The organism is Phytohabitans sp. LJ34, assembly GCF_052068095.1.
Taxonomy (GTDB): domain Bacteria; phylum Actinomycetota; class Actinomycetes; order Mycobacteriales; family Micromonosporaceae; genus Phytohabitans.
Window position 1 is genome coordinate 41,360 of record NZ_JBQHDG010000006.1, and the last position, 16,496, is coordinate 57,855.

Consider the following 16,496-nt stretch of genomic DNA (forward strand, 5'->3'; position numbering starts at 1 on the left):
CGGTTTGGTCGTGTGGAAAAGGGCGGTCCTACCCGATGTGGGCGATGGTCAATCTCGCCGGCGCGGGCTTGTCCAGTTTGGACACCGGCCCGGAGACGGCTCGGCGTGGCCGCGACTGTCGTCCGGCCAGGGTGTGCGCGCCGACCTTGACCGGCCGGTCACGCATTTGGGCGAGCGCGGCCGAGGTGAACAATTGAAGCTGCCGCATGCCTAATTGTCTCGCGGTCGCCGGGAAATCGCCGCCCCTGACCGATGGTCGATCATCCCAGGTATTTGTATACGCACGATAGTGGCTGTTGGTGCCAGGCCCGCGCAGGGCCAAATGGCAAATTCACCACGTGCGCGGGCGGGGGCAATGGCTCAGGAGGAGGCGGCCAGCTCGGCGTGGACGGCGAAGTGGTCGGAGGGCCAGACGCCGTCCACCGGGCGGTCGGCGGCGCGGCGTGCCGAGCGGACGTGGCCGAGGCCGCCGGGGCCGGGCCGGCCGACGTGGATGTAGTCGATGCGGGCGGGCGGCTCGTGGGTCGGGGCGACGTAGGGGTTGGCCGGGTCGAAGGTGGTGGCGGGCGCGGCCGGGTCGGCGTACGCCCAGGCGTCGATCAGCACCTGGCCGGGGACGGCGGGGGCGGTCTTGTAGCCGCCCAGTAGGCGGATCTCGTCCGAGTCGGGCAGCGCGTTGAGGTCGCCGGTCACGACGGCGGGGTGGGACGAGTCGGGCTGGCGGTCGGCGACGAACCGGGCCAGCGCGGTGACCTGGGCGCAGCGCACCGCGGAGTCGTGCCCCGCCGAGTTGAGGTGGGTGGTGAAGAACGGGATCGGGTGGCCGGGGGCGTCCACCAGGGCGTAGAGCGCCTGGTGTCCGTCGTCGCGGCCGCCCGCGGTGGGGAGCCGCAGCGTGGCGCGGTCGAGGATCGGCCAGCGGCTGAGGACGGCGACGCCGACGTCGGCCGTCGCGTCGCCGGCGCGCTCGTGCCACCGGCCGGGCTGGTCCGAGGCGGCCCAGGTCCAGTGCATGCCGAGCTCGTCGGCGAGTCTCCCGGCCAGGTGGTCGCGGCCGTCGGCCCAGACCTCCTGGAGGCCGACGAGGTCGCAGTCGAGGTCACGCAGGGTGGCCGTGATCGCGTCGCGGCGGGCCTGCCAGGGACCGAAGCGCCACCAGAGGTTCCAGGTCAGCACGCGGGTCACGGAGTGGTCCATCGTGCCGCATCCTACGGCCGCGGGCGATGTCCGGACGGCTGGGTCTCAGTATGAAAACGAATGAGTGCAATCGTATGCGCACGCGAGTATGGTCCGGTCAGGCCGGGCGAACCCAGATGTGAGGGGGCGAGGGATGAGGACGCGTCTCAGGTGGCCCGCCCTGGCGGCCGCGGCGATGTTGCTCGCCGGGGGGTGCGGCTCGGGCGGCGACGAGTCCAGCGACGAGCAGAACGCGCCGGCGGCCACCACCGGGTGTGCCAGCAAGGGCGAGTTGACGATGTGGGAGCGCTCGGGCGGCAACAAGGCGATGGTCGACATGCTCGTCGAGGCATGGAACGCCAAGAACCCCGACTGCCGGATCAAGCTCACGTACATCCCGCACACGGAGATGGTTGGCAAGATCGCTCAAGGGATCGCGTCCGGTGAGGTGCCCGACCTGATGGGCATGGACCTCATCTACGCGCCGCAGTTCGAGAAGGCACAGCAGCTCGTCGACCTCACCGACCGGATCAAGGACTGGCCGGAGCTGAAGACCGCGAGCAAAGGGCACATGGCGGTCGCGACTTACGAAGAGAAGTTGTACGGGGTGCCGCTCTACGCCGACGTGTCGGCGCTCTTCTACAACAAGGATCTTTTCGAACGCGCGGGCCTCGACCCGGAGAAGCCGCCGACCAGCCTGCCGGAGCTGCGCCAGTACGCCGACAAGATCACCGCGCTGGGCGGCGACGTCAAGGGGTACTACCTGCCCGGCAACTGCGCCGGCTGCAACATCTTCACGGTCGGGCCGCTGATGTGGGCCTCGGGCGCGACGATCGAGGCGAAGGACAAGGGCGACGAGCCGCTGGTCGGCGACGGCGTCAAGCAGGTGCTCCAGTTCACCCGCGACATGGTCCAGGCGGGCAACGTCCACGAGGGCGACCGCACGGAGAACGGGGAGACGTTCCACCTCCAGTTCGGGTCCGGCAAGGTCGGCATGATGGGCACCGGCAACTTCAACATCACCCTCGCCCGCGAGCAGAACCCGAAGATGAAGTTCGGCGTCGCGCTGCTGCCCGGGATGACGCCCGGCTCGTCGGCCTCGTTCATCGGCGGCGACCTCGTCGTCGTGCCGCGCGGCAGCGAGCGGGTGGCCGACGCGGTCAACGTGATGAAGTTCCTGCTCTCCGACGAGGTGCAGGTCGAGGTGTACGCGAAGGCGCTCAACCTCACCACCCGCGGCGACATGGTCGACAACAAGTACTTCCAGGCCGAGCCGCTCGTACAGGACGTGGCGAAGGCGCTCGAGGTGGGGCGGACGCCGTACACCCTGACGTTCTTCGAGCAGATCAACTCGCCGCAGGGGCCGTGGCTGAAGATGCTCCAGCGGGCGTACTACTCCGACGACCCCATCGACACGATCATCGCGGACGCCAAGAAGGCGATGAAGGACATCGCCGGCCAGTCCTGAAGCACGTGGCCGCGCCCACCGGATCCCCGCCCCGGTGGGCGCGGTCGCCAAGCCCGCGGAGGATCGCCGTGTACCGCAGCAGACGCGCCGGGCTGGTCGGGTTGGCCTACCTGGCGCCCGCCCTCGCCTTCGTCCTCGTCTTCACCGTCTACCCGCTCGGCCGCATGATGTGGATGTCCCTGCACAACTGGTCGCTGCTCACGCCGCCGGTGTTCGTCGGGTTCGACAACTACGAGCGGCTGTTCGGCGACCGCCAGTTCTGGGTGTCGTTCCTGTTCACGCTGAAGTACACGGCGCTGATCACACCCGTGCTGATCATTGGCGGATACCTGCTCGCCATGCTGACCGCGCAGAACACCCCACTGCGCAAGGTCACCCGCACCGTCGTGTTCGTCCCGGTGGTCATCGGGCTCGGCGTGTCGAGCCTGCTCTGGTACTGGCTCTTCAGCGCCGACTTCGGCCTGGTCAACCGGGCGCTCATGGACCTCGGCGTGGTCTCCGGGCCGGTGCTGTGGCTGGGCGTCGACGCCGACACCTCCAACGTCGCGATCAGCGCCTCCGTGGTCTGGAAGGTGATCGGCTTCGGGATGATCCTCTTCGTCGGCGCGATCCAGGCGGTGCCGACCGAGATCAACGAGGCGACGCTCGTCGACGGCGCCGGCTACTGGCAGCGGGTCACCCGGGTGATCCTGCCGCTGACCCTGCGCACGGTGCTGCTCGTGACGCTGCTGAGCGTCATCGGCTCGCTGCTCGCCTTCGACCAGTTCTACATCATGACCGCCGGCCAGCCGCAGAACGAGACGGCCACGTCGGTCTTCTACGTGTACCTGAACTCGTTCCCGTACCTGAAGCTGGGCTACGGCGCCGCGCTGTCGATGGTGCTCGCCGTGACCATCCTGGCGTTCACGGTCGTGCAGCTCCTCCTCGCCCGCCGGAGCGAGGTGTGAGGGGCCGCCGCGGCTACCTGGTCGGCGCGGTCTGCCTCGCCATCTGCACGGTCGTGCTGATGCCGCTGGTCATGTCGGTGCTCGCCTCGGTGAAACCCACCGCCGAGGCGGCCGCGTCACCGCCGACCTACCTGCCGCACGACGTGAGCCTCGACAGCTACCAGCGGCTCTGGTCGTACCAGCAGGGCCTGCCGACCTACCTGTGGAACAGCCTCGGCACCGCGCTGCTGACGATCGCCCTCACGCTGCTGCTCACCGTGCCCGCCGCGTACGCGCTGGCCCGCTTTCCCGTCCCCGGCAAGGAAGTCATCTTCGTCGTGCTGCTGCTCGCGCTGATCGTTCCCTACCAGGCGATGCTGACGCCGATGTTCCTGATGTTCGCCGACCTCGGGCTGACCAACTCGCTCTTCGGCCTGGCCATCCTGCACACCGCGATCCAGCTTCCGTTCAGCCTGTACATCCTGCGCAACAGCTTCGGCGCGGTGCCGCGCGAGCTGGCCGAGGCGGCCATTGTGGACGGTGCCTCGTCCGGGCAGGCGCTGATGCGGATCTTCCTGCCGTCGACGGTGCCGGCGATCGTGACGGTCGCGCTCTTCGCGTTCATCATGTCCTGGAACGAGTTTCTCGGCGCCCTGGTGATGATGAGCAAGGGCTCGAAGTTCACCCTGCCGCTGATCCTGGCCGCGGCCCGCACCGAGACCAGCCTGGGCGGCACCGACTGGGGCATGCTCCAGGCCGGCATCACCATCTCGATCGTCCCGTGCGTGCTCGTCTACCTGCTGCTACAGCGGTACTACGTCTCGGGCCTCATGAGCGGAGCGACGAAATGAAGGTACGGATCACGGACGGCTTCTGGGCGGACCGGCAGCGGCTCAACCGGATCCGCACCATCCCGCACGGGTTCGAGCAGCTGCACCGCTCCGGCGTCCTCGACAACCTGCGGATGGCGGCCGGCGCGGAGGGGTGCTACCAGGCGTACTCCGACAGCGCCGGCACCGGCCTGCGGTTTCTGGACTCCGATGTGTACAAGTGGCTGGAGGCGGTCGGGTGGGAGCTCGGCCGCGCGCCCGACCCGGGCCTGGCGGCGGCCGCCGACGAGGCGATCGGCGTGGTGGCCGCGGCGCAGCGCGACGACGGCTACGTCAACAGCTACGTGCAGGTGCTCGACGGCGGCAAGCCGCACCAGAACCTGGCCTGGGGTCACGAGTTCTACTGCGTCGGCCACCTGATCCAGGCCGGGATCGCCTGGCACCGCGCGCTCGGCGACGACCGTCTACTGTCGATCGCCCGGCGGGCCGCCGACCGGGTCCACGTCGAGTTCGGGCCGGGCGGCCGGGACGGCGTCGACGGGCATCCGGGCATCGAGATGGCCCTCGTCGAGCTGACCCGGGAGACCGGTGAGCGGCGCTACCTCGACCTCGCCGCCCGGCTGCTCGACCTGCGCGGGCGCGGGCTACTCGGCGCGGAACGCTTCGGCGCCGCGTACTGGCAGGACCACGAGCCGGTGCGCCAGGCCGCGACCGTCGCCGGCCACGCGGTGCGCCAGCTCTACCTCGACTGCGGCGCCGTGGACGTGGCGGTGGAGCTCGGCGACGCCACGCTGCTGGCCGCCGTCCGCCGCCGGTGGGACGACCTGATCCGCACCCGCACCTACCTCACCGGCGGGATGGGCAGCCGGCACCGCGACGAGGCGTTCGGCGACCCGTTCGAGCTGCCGCCGGACCGCGCGTACGCGGAGACCTGCGCGGCGATCGCGAGCGTCATGCTGGCCTGGCGGCTGCTGCGGGCGACCGGCGAAGCGTCCTATGGGGACGCCATCGAGCGGGCCATGTTCAACGGCGTGCTCTCCGGGCTGTCGCTGGCCGGCACCGCCTTCCACTACACCAACCCGTTGCAGCGCCGCACCTCCCGGACCTACGAGCCGCCCGGGTACGGGGAACGCGCGTCGTGGTACCCGTGCGCCTGCTGCCCGCCCAACCTGATGCGGCTGCTGAGCTCGTGGGAGCAGTACCAGGCGACGAGCGACGGGGCGGGGGTGCGCATCCACCAGTACGCGACGTCGGACATCGAGACCGGCGACATCGGACTGTCGGTGCGCACCGACTACCCGTGGCGCGGCCGCGTCACCGTCCACATCGGCCGGACGCACGACGAACCGTGGACCCTCGCCCTGCGCGTGCCGGTGTGGTGCCGCTCGGCGACGGTCACCGACCCGGACGGCACGCGGGTGGTCGACCCCGGCGCGGTCGCGTTGACCCGGCGCTGGCGGCCGGGCGACACGGTCGTGCTCGACCTGGACATGCCGGTGCGCATCACCGAGCCGGCCCCGCGCGTCGACGCGGTACGCGGCTGCGTCGCCGTCGAGCGCGGCCCCATCGTCTACTGTGTAGAGTCGGACGACCTGCCGCTGGCGACCGAGCTGGAGGAGCTGAGCTGGGACTCGGGACGCCAGGCGGTCGCGGTGCCCCGCCCCGACGTCGGCGCCGACATCGTCGGCGTGCGGGTGCCGATGACCGCCCCCGGCCACGGCGACCACCTGACGGCGGGCGCCATCCCGTACTACGCCTGGGGAAACCGTGGCGTCTCCGGCATGCGCGTGTGGATCCCGCGCTGATCCCGCGAGACGCAACGTCATGGCCCGGGCGTGAGGGTCCGCCCGCACCGTGACCAAAAGCGAAGGGTGAGGCCGCGGGAGCAACGGTCGAGACCACGACGGACGTCGCGGTAGCCCAATCAAGGAATGGCGGGCCAGGGTGGGGCGGTGGAGTCGCGGACGACCAGGGCAGGGTCGAAGACGTCGAGGTGCGGTGTGCGGGCGGCTTCGGGGTCGCGGGCCAGCGTGACCGCCTGGCGCACCGCGTGCGCGACGACCTCGGCGATGGGCATCCGCAGCGTGGTGAGGGCGGGCACCGTGTGGCTCACGATCAGGATGTCGTCGAAGCCGACGACCGACAGGCGCTCGGGGACGGTGGCGCCGAGGCTGTGCGCGGCGTGCAGCACGCCGATGGCGACAAGGTCGGTCGAGGTGGCGACCGCGGTCGGTGGCTCGGGCAGGGCCAGCAGGCGGCGGAGGGCGGAGTCGCCGCCGGCGAGGGTGTTGGGGCAGCGCTCCAGGTAGCCGGCCGGGACGGTGCCGAACCGCTCGCGCATGAAGTCGAGGTAGGCGTGCTCGCGGACCCGGTAGTCGTTGGGGAGCTCGGCGTTGACGAACGCGATGCGCCGGTGGCCCAGCGACGTCAAATGGGCGAGGCCGGTCTGGATGCCGGCGCGGTCGTTGGCGTCGACCGTCGGAAATTCCAGCGGGCTGGTGCCCTGCCACAGCGCGACGACGGGCACGCGGGAGGCGCGGAGGTCGGCGAGCAGCTGGGGCTGGGCGCCCATGTCGCCGAGCAGGATGATCGCGTCGGTGTGGCGGGTCTCGAGCACGGAGGTCAGGGAGGCGGCCGCGTCGAGGTGGTCGTGCACGTGGCCGATCACCACGTTGTAGCCGTGGGCCATCGCCTCTTTCACGAGTGCCTCGACGGCGCCGGCGTAGAAGGGGTCGCTGAAGTCGCGCACCACCGCGCCGATCAGGTTGGTGGAGGCGCCGCGCAGGCCTCGGGCCAAGGGGTTTGGCCGGTAGCCGAGCCGCCGCGAGGCCTGGATCACGCGCTCGCGGGTCTCTTCGCCGATGCGGACCTTGGTGGGCACGCCGCTGAGCACCCGGGAGACCGTGCTCTGCGAGACGGCGGCCGCGGCCGCGATGTCGCGCATCGTGACGGCGGCACGGGGACCCGCGGACGGCGCTGGCGGCTGACCCGCCTCGGGCGCCTCGTCCGGGGTCGACCGTGGACCGTTCGCGAGGTGCGACATCGCGGCCAGGTTACCACGAATACGATTGCACTCAGGGATTCTGCCTCCGAGGCAGATGTCACCGGCACCGCACCGGCTCAGAAGACCGTGCCGGCGTCGTTCGCCACGATGTGGGCCATGCAGCGTTCGGCGAGCGCGGCCACGGTGAGCGCGGGGTTGCAGGCGCCGGTCGAGCCGGGGATCAGCGCGCTGTCGACGACGTACAGGCCGCGGTAGCCGCCGAGCCGGCCGTAGCCGTCGCAGGCCTGGCCGAGGACGGCGCCGCCGAGCGGGTGGAACGTGTACGCCTCCAGCCCGTTCATGTCCAGCAGCCCGTACGGCGCCGCGGCGGCGAGGGCGAGGAGCGGGTCGGACGGCAGCGGCACCGGCGGCACCTGGGGCCAGCCCGTCGCGGTGACGAGCTGACGCAGCGTGGCCAGGATCGCCTCGCGCGCGGCCCGGTCGCCGTCGGCGGACCAGACGAGCTCCACGTCGCCGGTCGCCGGGCGGTACTCGAAGCGGCCGACCGGCGTGCAGAGGCCGATGCCGGGCAGCGGCATCGCGTGGGTCTCGACCGGGAACGGGGCCGGGCCGAACTCGACGGTGACCGGGTCGGGGCCGTCCCACCGCATGATGGCGACGCTGGTCGGGCCGCCCTGCTGGGCGCCGGTCGGCTCGGGTACGAGGGCGCGCAGGTAGAGGCGCAGGCCGTTGTTTCCCCAGTGGCGGCCGACCTGCGCGTCGAGCAGTGGCAGGGCACCGGTGTCGCGGGCGTGCACGAGCATCCGGCTGGTGCCCATCGAGCCGGCGGCGAAGAACACGGCGTCGGCGGTGAGCGCCACGCGTTCCAGCACGGCGCCGTCGGTGTCGATGTGGTCGGCGCGCACGACGTAGCCGCCGCGCGGGTCGGTGGTCACGCCGGTGACGACGTGCAGCGGCCGCACGCGGGTCAGGCCGGTCGCCTCGGCGCGGGCCAGGTAGTTGCGGTCGACGGAGGTGCGGGCGCCGCTGTTGACGCCGGTCAGGTACTCGCCGATCGAGGCGGACGGCACCGCGGCGCCGGCCAGCTCGGCGCGGACGACGTCCCAGTCGCAGGCCTCGTCGAGACGTTTCCGGCCGGACGGTGCGACCGGACGAACGCGACCCGAAGCGGCGGTGAACTCAGGCCGCCGCGACGGGGGTGGGGCGCAGGCGGGCGCGCACGTCGTCGGCGCTCGGATGGCCCAGGTCGTCGAGGATCTCCAGCGCCCGGCGCCAGGTCTCGCGGGCGCCGTCCGGCTGGCCGGCCTCGCCCTGCGTGTCGCCGAGGCGGGTGAGGGTGCGCGCCTCGTTGAGGCGGTCGGCGACCTCGTGGAACATGTCGACCGCGCGCCGGTACGCGTCCGCCGCCCGCGCGTGGTCGCCGCGGTGCTGGTGGACGTAGCCGACGCTGTCCCAGGTGACCGCCTCGCCGAACCGGTCGCCCAGCGACTGGAGCAGCGCGAGTGCCTGCTCGCAGTGCGCGAGGGCCGCGTCGTGGTCGCCGAGCAGGGCGTGCTGCCAGCCGACGGTGTTGAGCGCGTTGGCCTGCATGGCCTTGTCGCCGGCGGCCCGGTAGAGGTCGAGCGCGCGCCCCGCGTGGGTCAGCGCGTCGGCGTACCGGCCACGCTGCTCCAGTACCCAGGACAGGTTGCCGTGTGCGTGTGCCTGGCCGACAGTGTCGCCGCACGCGCGGTAGCGGTCGAGTGCCCGTTCCAGATGGACCTGGGCCTCGTCGAAGCGGGCCAGCCGGCCGAACGCGCGGCCGAGGTTGCGGTGGGTGTGTGCCTGTCCCCGGGTGTCGCCGAGGCGGCGGGTGGCGTCGAGCGCGACGCGGTGCGCGGCCACGTAGTCCTGCCAGTGGCCCTGCCGGTCGAAGAACGTGGCGAGGGTCCACGCGAGCTGCCAGGTGTGCGTGTCCTGCCCGGCCGGCACCCGCTGGATCAGCGCGGCGAGGTTGCGGTGCTCGGCCTGGAACCAGGCGAGCGCGCGTCGCTGGTCGGGCAGCTCCTCGGGCGTGACGCCGGGGTGCGCGGGGGCGAGCTCGATCGGGTCGCGTTGCGGGATGAGCAGCCGGTCGGCCGCCCACGCGGTGTGCAGGTAGTGGTCGAGGGTGCGGCGCAGCGCCGCCTGGCGTTCGGCCGCGGGCTCGTCGCGCTCGGCCAGCTCGGCCGCGTAGCCGCGGAGCAGGTCGTGGCTGGTGTACCGGCCGGGGCTCGGCTCGGCGAGCAGGTGGGCGCGGGTCAGCTCGGCGACGGCCCGGCGGGCGGCGCGCACCGGGATCCCGGCGACGCTGGCGACCGTGGCGGCGGACACGTCCGGGCCGGGGTGCAGGCCGAGCAGCCGGAACACGCGCGCGGTGTCCGGGCCGAGCATGCGGTACGAGGACGCGAACACCGTGCGTACGCCGTCGAAGTCGTCGAGCTCGCGCAGTTCGCCGGCGATCGCGGCGAGCGGGAACGTGGGGTGGGTGGCGGCGCGGGCGGCGACGATGGCCAGCGCGAGCGGCAGCCGGGCGGAGGCGGCGACGATCTCGTCGACCGCGCCGGGCTCGGCGGCCACCCGGTCGGCGCCGAGCCGGCGGGCCAGCATCTCGCGGGCCTCGCCGTCGCTGAGCAGCTCCAGCCGCAGCGGCGCCGCGCCTTCGGCGACGAGGCCGGTGAGGTCGGCGCGGCTGGTCACCAGCGCGAGGCAGCCGCCCGTGCCGGGCAGCAGCGGCCGGACCTGGTCGCAGTCGCGGGCGTTGTCTAGCACCACCAGCATCCGCCGGTCGGCGAGCAGGCTGCGGTACAGCCCGGCCCGTTCTTCGAGCCCGGTGGGGATTCGTTCGGCCGGCACGGCGAGGGCGTCCAGCAGCCCGCGTACGGCGTCGGCCGGGTCGACCGCGGTACCGGCGGGCTCGAAGCCGCGCAGGTTGACGTAGAGCTGGCCGTCCGGAAACTCGGCGCGGGCCCGGTGCGCCCACCGCACGGCCAGGGAGGTCTTGCCCACGCCGGCCGTGCCGACGATCGCGGCGACGCGCGCGCCCGGTCCGCGCAGACCGTCCAGGTCGGACAGCTCGGCGGCGCGGCCGACGAACGTGGCCAGGTCGGCCGGGAGCTGCCGGGGGACGTCCGGCCCGGCGGGTGGCTCGTCGCCGCGCAGGATGCGGCCCTGCGCCTCGCGCAGCAGCCGGCCGGGCTCGACGCCGAGCTCGGCGATGAGGCGGTCGTGCGCGCTCGCGTACATCTCCAGGGCTTCCGCCGTGCGCCCGCACCGGTGCAGGGCGAGCATCGACTGGGCGTGCAGCCGCTCGCGAAACGGGTGCTCGCGCGCGGCTTCGAGCAGCTCGCCGAGGATCCCGGCGTGGTGGCCGGCGTCCAGCTCCGCCTCGAACAGCTCCTCCAGCACGACCAGCCGCCGCTCCCGCAGCGCCGGGCCCTCGTGCGCGAGCAGCGGCTCGGTCACGCCGCCGAGGACCGGGCCGGTCCACAGCGCCAGCGCCGCCCGCAGGCCCGGCGCCGCGTCCCGCGCCCGGCCCCGCGCCGCGTCGGCCCGGGCCCGTGCGAGGGCGTCGTCCGCCGCGTCGAGGTCCAGCTCCCCGGGTTGTACCGCGATGAGGTAACCGGGCGGGCGGCGGGCGATGACGTCCGCGCCGAGGAGCTTGCGCAATGTGGACACGTGGGTGTGTAGCTGGCCGCGCACGGACGGCGGTGGGTCGTCGCCCCACACCATCGCGACGAGGCGCCGCTCGGACACCACCCGTCCGGCGTTGAGCAGCAGCGCGGCCAACACGGTACGCGGCTTCGGGCCGCCGAGTGGCACGCCGCCTCCGTCGCGGTGCACGCCGACGGGGCCCAGGACGTGGTATCGCACCGGGTTCCTCCCCAGACATCGGTGCCGATCATGCCAGGGGCGGCCGCGGAGCGGGAGGCCTAGGCCCAGGGGCGGTCGAAGCCGGCGGCGGTGTAGATCGCGTCGATGAGCGCCATGTTGGCGATCGGGTCGTCGCCCTCGGTGGGCATCGGCTCGCCGGTGCGCAGGGCGTCCAGCACGGCCTCCAGCTGGTGGTCGTACGTCGTCCGGCCGGCCACTGTGGACACGCGTGGGACGCCGTCGAGCTCCAGGTGGATGCTGTGGCCGGAGGAGGGGAAGACGATGTTTTCCACCAGGAGGCGGCCGCGCTCGGCCTCCAGCGCCAGCGCGGACCGCACCGGGACGCCCTCGACCATGTCGGCCCGGACGGTCGCCGTCACGCCGCCCTCGAAAGCGAGCTCGGCCTCCATGCGCAGGTCGGCGCCGGCCGGGTTGACGGCCGTGGCCTCGGCGCGGACGACCGCCGGCGGGCCCGGAAACAGCGAGCGGAGCCAGTGCACCGGGTAGCAGCCCAGGTCCATGAGCGCGCCGCCGCCCAGCGCCGGCTCGTGGCGCAGCGTGCCGGGGGCGAACGGGTTGGACCCGGTGAACACCGCTTCGGCGCGGTGGATCCGGCCGAGCGCGCCGGACTCCACAGTGGAGCGGATCCACGCGCTCAGCGGGTGGTAGTGGTCGTGGAACGCTTCGACGACCCGCCGGCCCGTCTCGGCGGCCGCCGCCACCACGCGGGTCGCCTCGGCGGCGCTCATCGTGAACGGCTTTTCGCACAGCACGTGCTTGCCGGCGCGCAGCGCGGCGATCGTCCACTCGGCGTGCATCGACGGCGGGAGTGCGTTGTAGACCAGGTCGACGCCGGGGTCGGCGAGCAGCGCCTCGTAGGTGTCGTAGGCGCGCTCGATGCCGTGCCGCCCGGCGAACTCCGTCGCCGCCGTCCGGGAGGCGACGGCTCCGATGTGGACGTCGTCGCGGCGGCGGACGGGCCAGACGACCGCGTTGGTCGCGATGGCGGCCGCGCCGAGCAGGCCGATCATCACCATGGAGGTGACGATACCCGGCGCCCTACTCTGGTCACCGTGACCAGTCAGGTGAACATGGGCCACCGCATCGGCAGAGCCACCCTCACCCTGCGTGGGCCCGACGGGCGGCCGCTCGCCGACCGCGCGGTCACCGTCGCCCAGCGGCGGCACGCCTTCGCGTTCGGCAACATCGGCTTCGATTTCGTGCCGCTCGTCGGTGGGCCCGAACCGGCGCCGGAGGGCGAGCTCGACCGCCTGGGCGGTCTGTGGCTCAACCTCTTCAACACCGTGACGCTGCCGTTCTACTGGGGCGGCTACGAGCCGCGGCGCGGTGCCACCGACGTGGCGCGGCTGACGGCGACGGCGCGATGGTTCGCCGAGCGGGGCGTCACGGTCAAGGGCCACCCGCTGGTGTGGCACACCGTGCAGCCGGAGTGGCTGCTCGCCCTCGACCTCGACGAGGTGGAGCGGCTCCAGCGGGCCCGCGTCCGCGACCTGGTCGGCGGGTTCGCCGGCACCATCGACCTGTGGGACGCCATCAACGAGGCGGTCATCATGCCCGTCTTCGAAAACGGCGACAACGCCATCACCCGGCTCGCGCACGCCCGGGGCCGCATCCACATGGTGCGGATGGCGTTCGAGGAGGCCCGCGCGGCCAACCCCGCCGCGACGCTGGTGCTCAACGACTTCGACCTCACCTCCGCCTACGAGTGCCTCGTCGAGGGCGTGCTCGAAGCCGGCGTCCGGATCGACGCGATCGGGCTACAGACCCACATGCACCAGGGGTACCGCGGGGAGGAGTACATGCGGCGGACGCTCGACCGGTTCGCGCGGTACGGACTTCCGCTGCACCTGACCGAAACCACGCTCGTGTCCGGGCACCTCATGCCGCCGCATATCGAAGACCTCAACGATTACCAGATCCCGGAGTGGCCGAGCACCCCCGAGGGCGAGGCGCGGCAAGCCGACGACATCGTGCGGCACTACCGTTCGCTGCTCGCGCACCCGGCCGTCCAGTCGGTCAACTACTGGGGCCTCACCGACGCGGGCGCGTGGCTCGGCGCCCCGGCCGGCCTGGTCCGCGCGGACGGCAGCCGCAAGCCGGCCTACGACGCGCTCGAAGCCCTCGTCAAGGGCGAGTGGTGGCTGCCGCCGACCCCCATGCGCACCGGCGCCGACGGCACGCTCACGGTCGAGGGCTTCTTCGGCGACTACACCGTCACGGCGGCCGACACCGCCGCGTTCACCATCGCCCCCACCGACACCACGGCCACCATCGACGTCGCCATCTAGAGACCTTTCGAAGTCGGGCTTTTGAATTCCTTTAGGACGGAGATGTGGGCTACCGCGATGTCCGTCGTGGTCCGGACCGCTGCTCCCGCGGCCTCACCCGTCCGCCGCTGGTCACGCCCACCCGCCCCGGCCCGCCCCGGCCCCAAGAGGGCAGCCCTCTTGGGGATGAATTCTGAGAAGGGCTCCCGTATATCCGTCCAGACGGTGACAGGGCTGCCCTCTTGAGGATCGGTGGGCCGCGGCGGGGTTGGGCTTGGCGCGCGGAGCCGGCAGCGGAGGCCGGGGTTTCGGCGAGCGCGGCGCGGCCCCGGGTGACCGTGACCAACGGCGGAGGGTCAGGGCAGGAGCAGGGCGCCGGCGTCCTTGACGCGGCGGATGACCGGGGCGGTCTCGGCGCGGGAGACGCCGCCGAGTGAGCCGATGCCGGTGGCGATGTAGTCGTACAGGTCGTCGAGGTCGCGGCAGACCAGCGACGCGGCGATGGTGGCCGGGCCGGTGATGGCGGCGGCGAAGGCGACCTGCGGGTGGGTGGCGAGCGCCTCGCCGACGGCGGCCAGGGCGGACGGCTCGACGGTGAGCCACAGCGCGGCCTCGGCGGTGTGGCCGAAGAGGGCGGGCTCGATCTCCACGTCGAAGTAGAGCACCTCGGTGCCGCGCAGGTGCTCGATGCGGCGCCGGACGGTGGTCTCCGACCAGCCGGTGGCGGCGGCCAGGGCGGGGATGCCGGCGCGGCCGTCCTTGGCGAGCGTGGCGAGCAGCTGGTTGTCGGCCGGGGTGAGCGGGGCCGGTGCGGGGGCGGGCCGGGAGGGCGGGCGCAGGGCGGCGATCTGGTCGGGGCTGAGCGCGGCGGTGCGGACCGGCCAGCCGCCGGTGCCGGCCACCGCGCGCAGGACGCAGTGTGCGGTCACCGCGGTGACGCGCGCCGTGCGGGGGAGCTTCTGGAGCAGCAGGTCGCCCTCGGCGGTCTGGGCCCGGGTGCGGGTGATGCAGTTGATCTCGGTGCCGCCGGAGAGGAGGCGGACCCACGAGGTGTCGGCGCGGCGGGCCAGGGCTGAGGCGACCGGCATCGCGGCGTCCGGGGTGCAGCGCATGCGCACCATCCAGTCGACGTGGCCGAGCGCGGCAGCGTGCGGCAGCCCGACCACGCGCAGCGCGCCGGCCGAGCGGAGCCGCTGGTAGCGCCGGGCGACCGTGCGGTCGGACGTGTCGAGCACGGCCGCGATCTGGCTGAACGGGGCCCGGCCGTCGACCTGAAGCGCGTGGGCGAGCTGCCGGTCGAGGTCGTCGAGGGTGAGTGGATCCACCACCAGAACGTAGCAGCGTGTCGGAATACGCCACTTTGACGCACCTGTTCGCCGTGCGGGCGCGAGCCGGCGGAGGCTCCGGGCATGCGCAAATGGTTGCCTCTGCTCGCGGTATCGCTGAGCACGTTCATGCTGCTGGTCGACCTGACCATCGTCAGCATCGCCGCACCGGCCCTCGCCGAGGAGCTGCACTCGTCGTTCTCGGCGTTGCAGTGGACCGTCGACGTGTACGTGCTGGTGCTCGCGGCCCTGCTCATGGCGGCGGGGTCGCTGTCCGACCGGCTCGGCCACCGGCGGGTCTTCGTCGCCGGGCTGGTCGTCTTCGCGCTCGCCTCGCTGGCCTGCGGGCTGGCGCCGGACACCGGCGCGCTCATCGCCGCCCGGGGCGTGCAGGGCCTCGGCGCCGCCGCCATGTACGCCACCAACGCGGCCCTGCTCGCCGCCACCTACACGGGCCGGGACCGTTCGGTGGCGTTCGGCCTGTGGGGTGCCGCCAACGGCGCGGCCGCCGCGGCCGGGCCGGTCCTCGGCGGCGTGCTGACCGAGCACGTGGGATGGCGGTCGATCTTCTTCGTCAACCTGCCCGTCGCCGTCGTGGCCGTGGTACTCGCCCGGGTGGGCATCCGCGGCGGTGGCGGATCGGCCGCCGGGCGGATGGACCTGCCCGGCGTGGCCAGCTTCACGGTCGCCGCGACGCTCGCCGTCTACGGCCTCATCCGCGCCGGCGACGCGGGCTGGAGCGACCCGGTGACCGCCGGCGTGCTCGCCGGCGCGGCCGCGGCGACGCTCGTCTTCCTGCTCGTGGAACGGCACCGGGCCGACCCGATGCTCGACCTGGGGCTGTTCCGGCGGCCGGCGTTCGCGGTGCTCATGTTCGGCGCGGCGGCGCTGACCGCGTCCGCGTTCGCCAACCTCGTGTTCGTGTCGCTGTGGGCGCAGTCGGTGCTCGGCCTCGGCGCGATGACCGCCGGGCTGGTGCTGGCGCCCCTGGCGGTGGTGGCGTTCGTGGTCGCCGGCGCCGGCGGCCGCCTGCTGCACGCCGTGCCGCCGCGCCACACGATCGGCTGGGGACTGCTGCTCGTCGCCGCCGGCACCGCGTTGTGCACGCTGGTCGGCCCCGACTCCGGCTGGCCGGTGCTGGTACCCGGCCTGTGCGTCACCGGCGTCGGCGTGGGGCTGTGCACGCCGGTGCTGGCATCCGCGGCGCTGGCCGTGGTGCCGCCCCAGCGCGCCGGCATGGCCAACGGCGCGTCGAACACCTTCCGCCAGCTCGGCTACGCCCTCGCCCTGCCGGTCCTGGCCACCGTGGTGACCGGGCAGGCGCGGCACGTGCTGGGTGGTGGCGGCGGCGCCGGCGCGGCCGAGCGGCTCACCGGCGGCGGGTACCGCGAGCTGCTGGGGGAGGCGCCGGCCGCGGTCCTGCGCGCCGCGTACGTGGCCGGCCTCGACCGGATCTTCCTGCTCAGCGCCGCGCTGGCCGCGGTCGCCGGCGTCACGGTGCTGCTGCTCCTGCGCCCGGCGGCACCCGCGGCGCCGGCGCCGGCGCGGGAACCGGTCGCCGCGGGGGCCGCCCGCGACTGAACGGGGG

12 protein-coding genes are annotated in these 16,496 nt (G+C 73.2%); 6 read left to right on the forward strand and 6 right to left on the reverse strand.

From position 1 onward, the window contains the following. Positions 1-360: 360 nt before the first annotated feature. Positions 361-1,197, reverse strand: coding sequence for an endonuclease/exonuclease/phosphatase family protein (locus ACTMTJ_RS12405; RefSeq protein ID WP_441216381.1), 837 nt, complete (start codon positions 1,195-1,197; stop codon positions 361-363). A 133-nt stretch (positions 1,198-1,330) separates the two neighbouring features. Between ACTMTJ_RS12405 and ACTMTJ_RS12410 the strand changes: the two genes are divergently transcribed. The 4 genes from ACTMTJ_RS12410 (at position 1,331) to ACTMTJ_RS12425 (ending at position 6,205) form a co-directional block, all read left to right on the forward strand. Then, positions 1,331-2,644 (forward strand): ABC transporter substrate-binding protein, encoded by a 1,314-nt coding sequence (locus ACTMTJ_RS12410; protein WP_441216383.1) that lies wholly within the window; start codon positions 1,331-1,333, stop codon positions 2,642-2,644. A 68-nt stretch (positions 2,645-2,712) separates the two neighbouring features. Further along, positions 2,713-3,591: a carbohydrate ABC transporter permease gene (locus ACTMTJ_RS12415; protein WP_441216384.1), complete on the forward strand. Its 879-nt coding sequence runs from the start codon at positions 2,713-2,715 to the stop codon at positions 3,589-3,591. Then, positions 3,588-4,421: a carbohydrate ABC transporter permease gene (locus tag ACTMTJ_RS12420; RefSeq protein ID WP_441216386.1), complete on the forward strand. Its 834-nt coding sequence runs from the start codon at positions 3,588-3,590 to the stop codon at positions 4,419-4,421. The genes ACTMTJ_RS12415 and ACTMTJ_RS12420 overlap by 4 nt, the downstream gene beginning before the upstream one ends. Then, the gene (locus ACTMTJ_RS12425) at positions 4,418-6,205 is read left to right on the forward strand and encodes a glycoside hydrolase family 127 protein (protein ID WP_441216387.1); all 1,788 of its coding nucleotides are present in this window, start codon (positions 4,418-4,420) and stop codon (positions 6,203-6,205) included. The genes ACTMTJ_RS12420 and ACTMTJ_RS12425 overlap by 4 nt, the downstream gene beginning before the upstream one ends. A gap of 119 nt (positions 6,206-6,324) precedes the next feature. Here ACTMTJ_RS12425 and ACTMTJ_RS12430 read toward each other — a convergent pair whose 3' ends face one another. From ACTMTJ_RS12430 to ACTMTJ_RS12445, 4 genes are all read right to left on the reverse strand, one after another. After that, positions 6,325-7,443 (reverse strand): LacI family DNA-binding transcriptional regulator, encoded by a 1,119-nt coding sequence (locus tag ACTMTJ_RS12430; RefSeq protein ID WP_441216389.1) that lies wholly within the window; start codon positions 7,441-7,443, stop codon positions 6,325-6,327. Between the two features lie 77 nt (positions 7,444-7,520). After that, complete coding sequence (locus ACTMTJ_RS12435; RefSeq protein ID WP_441216391.1) at positions 7,521-8,474, reverse strand: GMC oxidoreductase; 954 nt, start codon at positions 8,472-8,474, stop codon at positions 7,521-7,523. A gap of 109 nt (positions 8,475-8,583) precedes the next feature. After that, complete coding sequence (locus ACTMTJ_RS12440; protein ID WP_441216392.1) at positions 8,584-11,295, reverse strand: tetratricopeptide repeat protein; 2,712 nt, start codon at positions 11,293-11,295, stop codon at positions 8,584-8,586. A 59-nt stretch (positions 11,296-11,354) separates the two neighbouring features. Beyond that, positions 11,355-12,332: a Gfo/Idh/MocA family protein gene (locus tag ACTMTJ_RS12445; RefSeq protein ID WP_441216394.1), complete on the reverse strand. Its 978-nt coding sequence runs from the start codon at positions 12,330-12,332 to the stop codon at positions 11,355-11,357. Positions 12,333-12,368: 36 nt separating this feature from the next. Here ACTMTJ_RS12445 and ACTMTJ_RS12450 point away from each other — a divergent pair, with 36 nt between their 5' ends. Then, positions 12,369-13,604 (forward strand): endo-1,4-beta-xylanase, encoded by a 1,236-nt coding sequence (locus ACTMTJ_RS12450; protein WP_441216395.1) that lies wholly within the window; start codon positions 12,369-12,371, stop codon positions 13,602-13,604. 335 nt (positions 13,605-13,939) lie between these two features. Here ACTMTJ_RS12450 and ACTMTJ_RS12455 read toward each other — a convergent pair whose 3' ends face one another. Further along, positions 13,940-14,908: an Lrp/AsnC family transcriptional regulator gene (locus tag ACTMTJ_RS12455; protein ID WP_441216397.1), complete on the reverse strand. Its 969-nt coding sequence runs from the start codon at positions 14,906-14,908 to the stop codon at positions 13,940-13,942. A gap of 84 nt (positions 14,909-14,992) precedes the next feature. Here ACTMTJ_RS12455 and ACTMTJ_RS12460 point away from each other — a divergent pair, with 84 nt between their 5' ends. Continuing rightward, on the forward strand, positions 14,993-16,489 hold the full coding sequence (locus tag ACTMTJ_RS12460; protein ID WP_441216398.1) for an MFS transporter: 1,497 nt from the start codon (positions 14,993-14,995) through the stop codon (positions 16,487-16,489). Positions 16,490-16,496 lie beyond the last annotated feature (7 nt).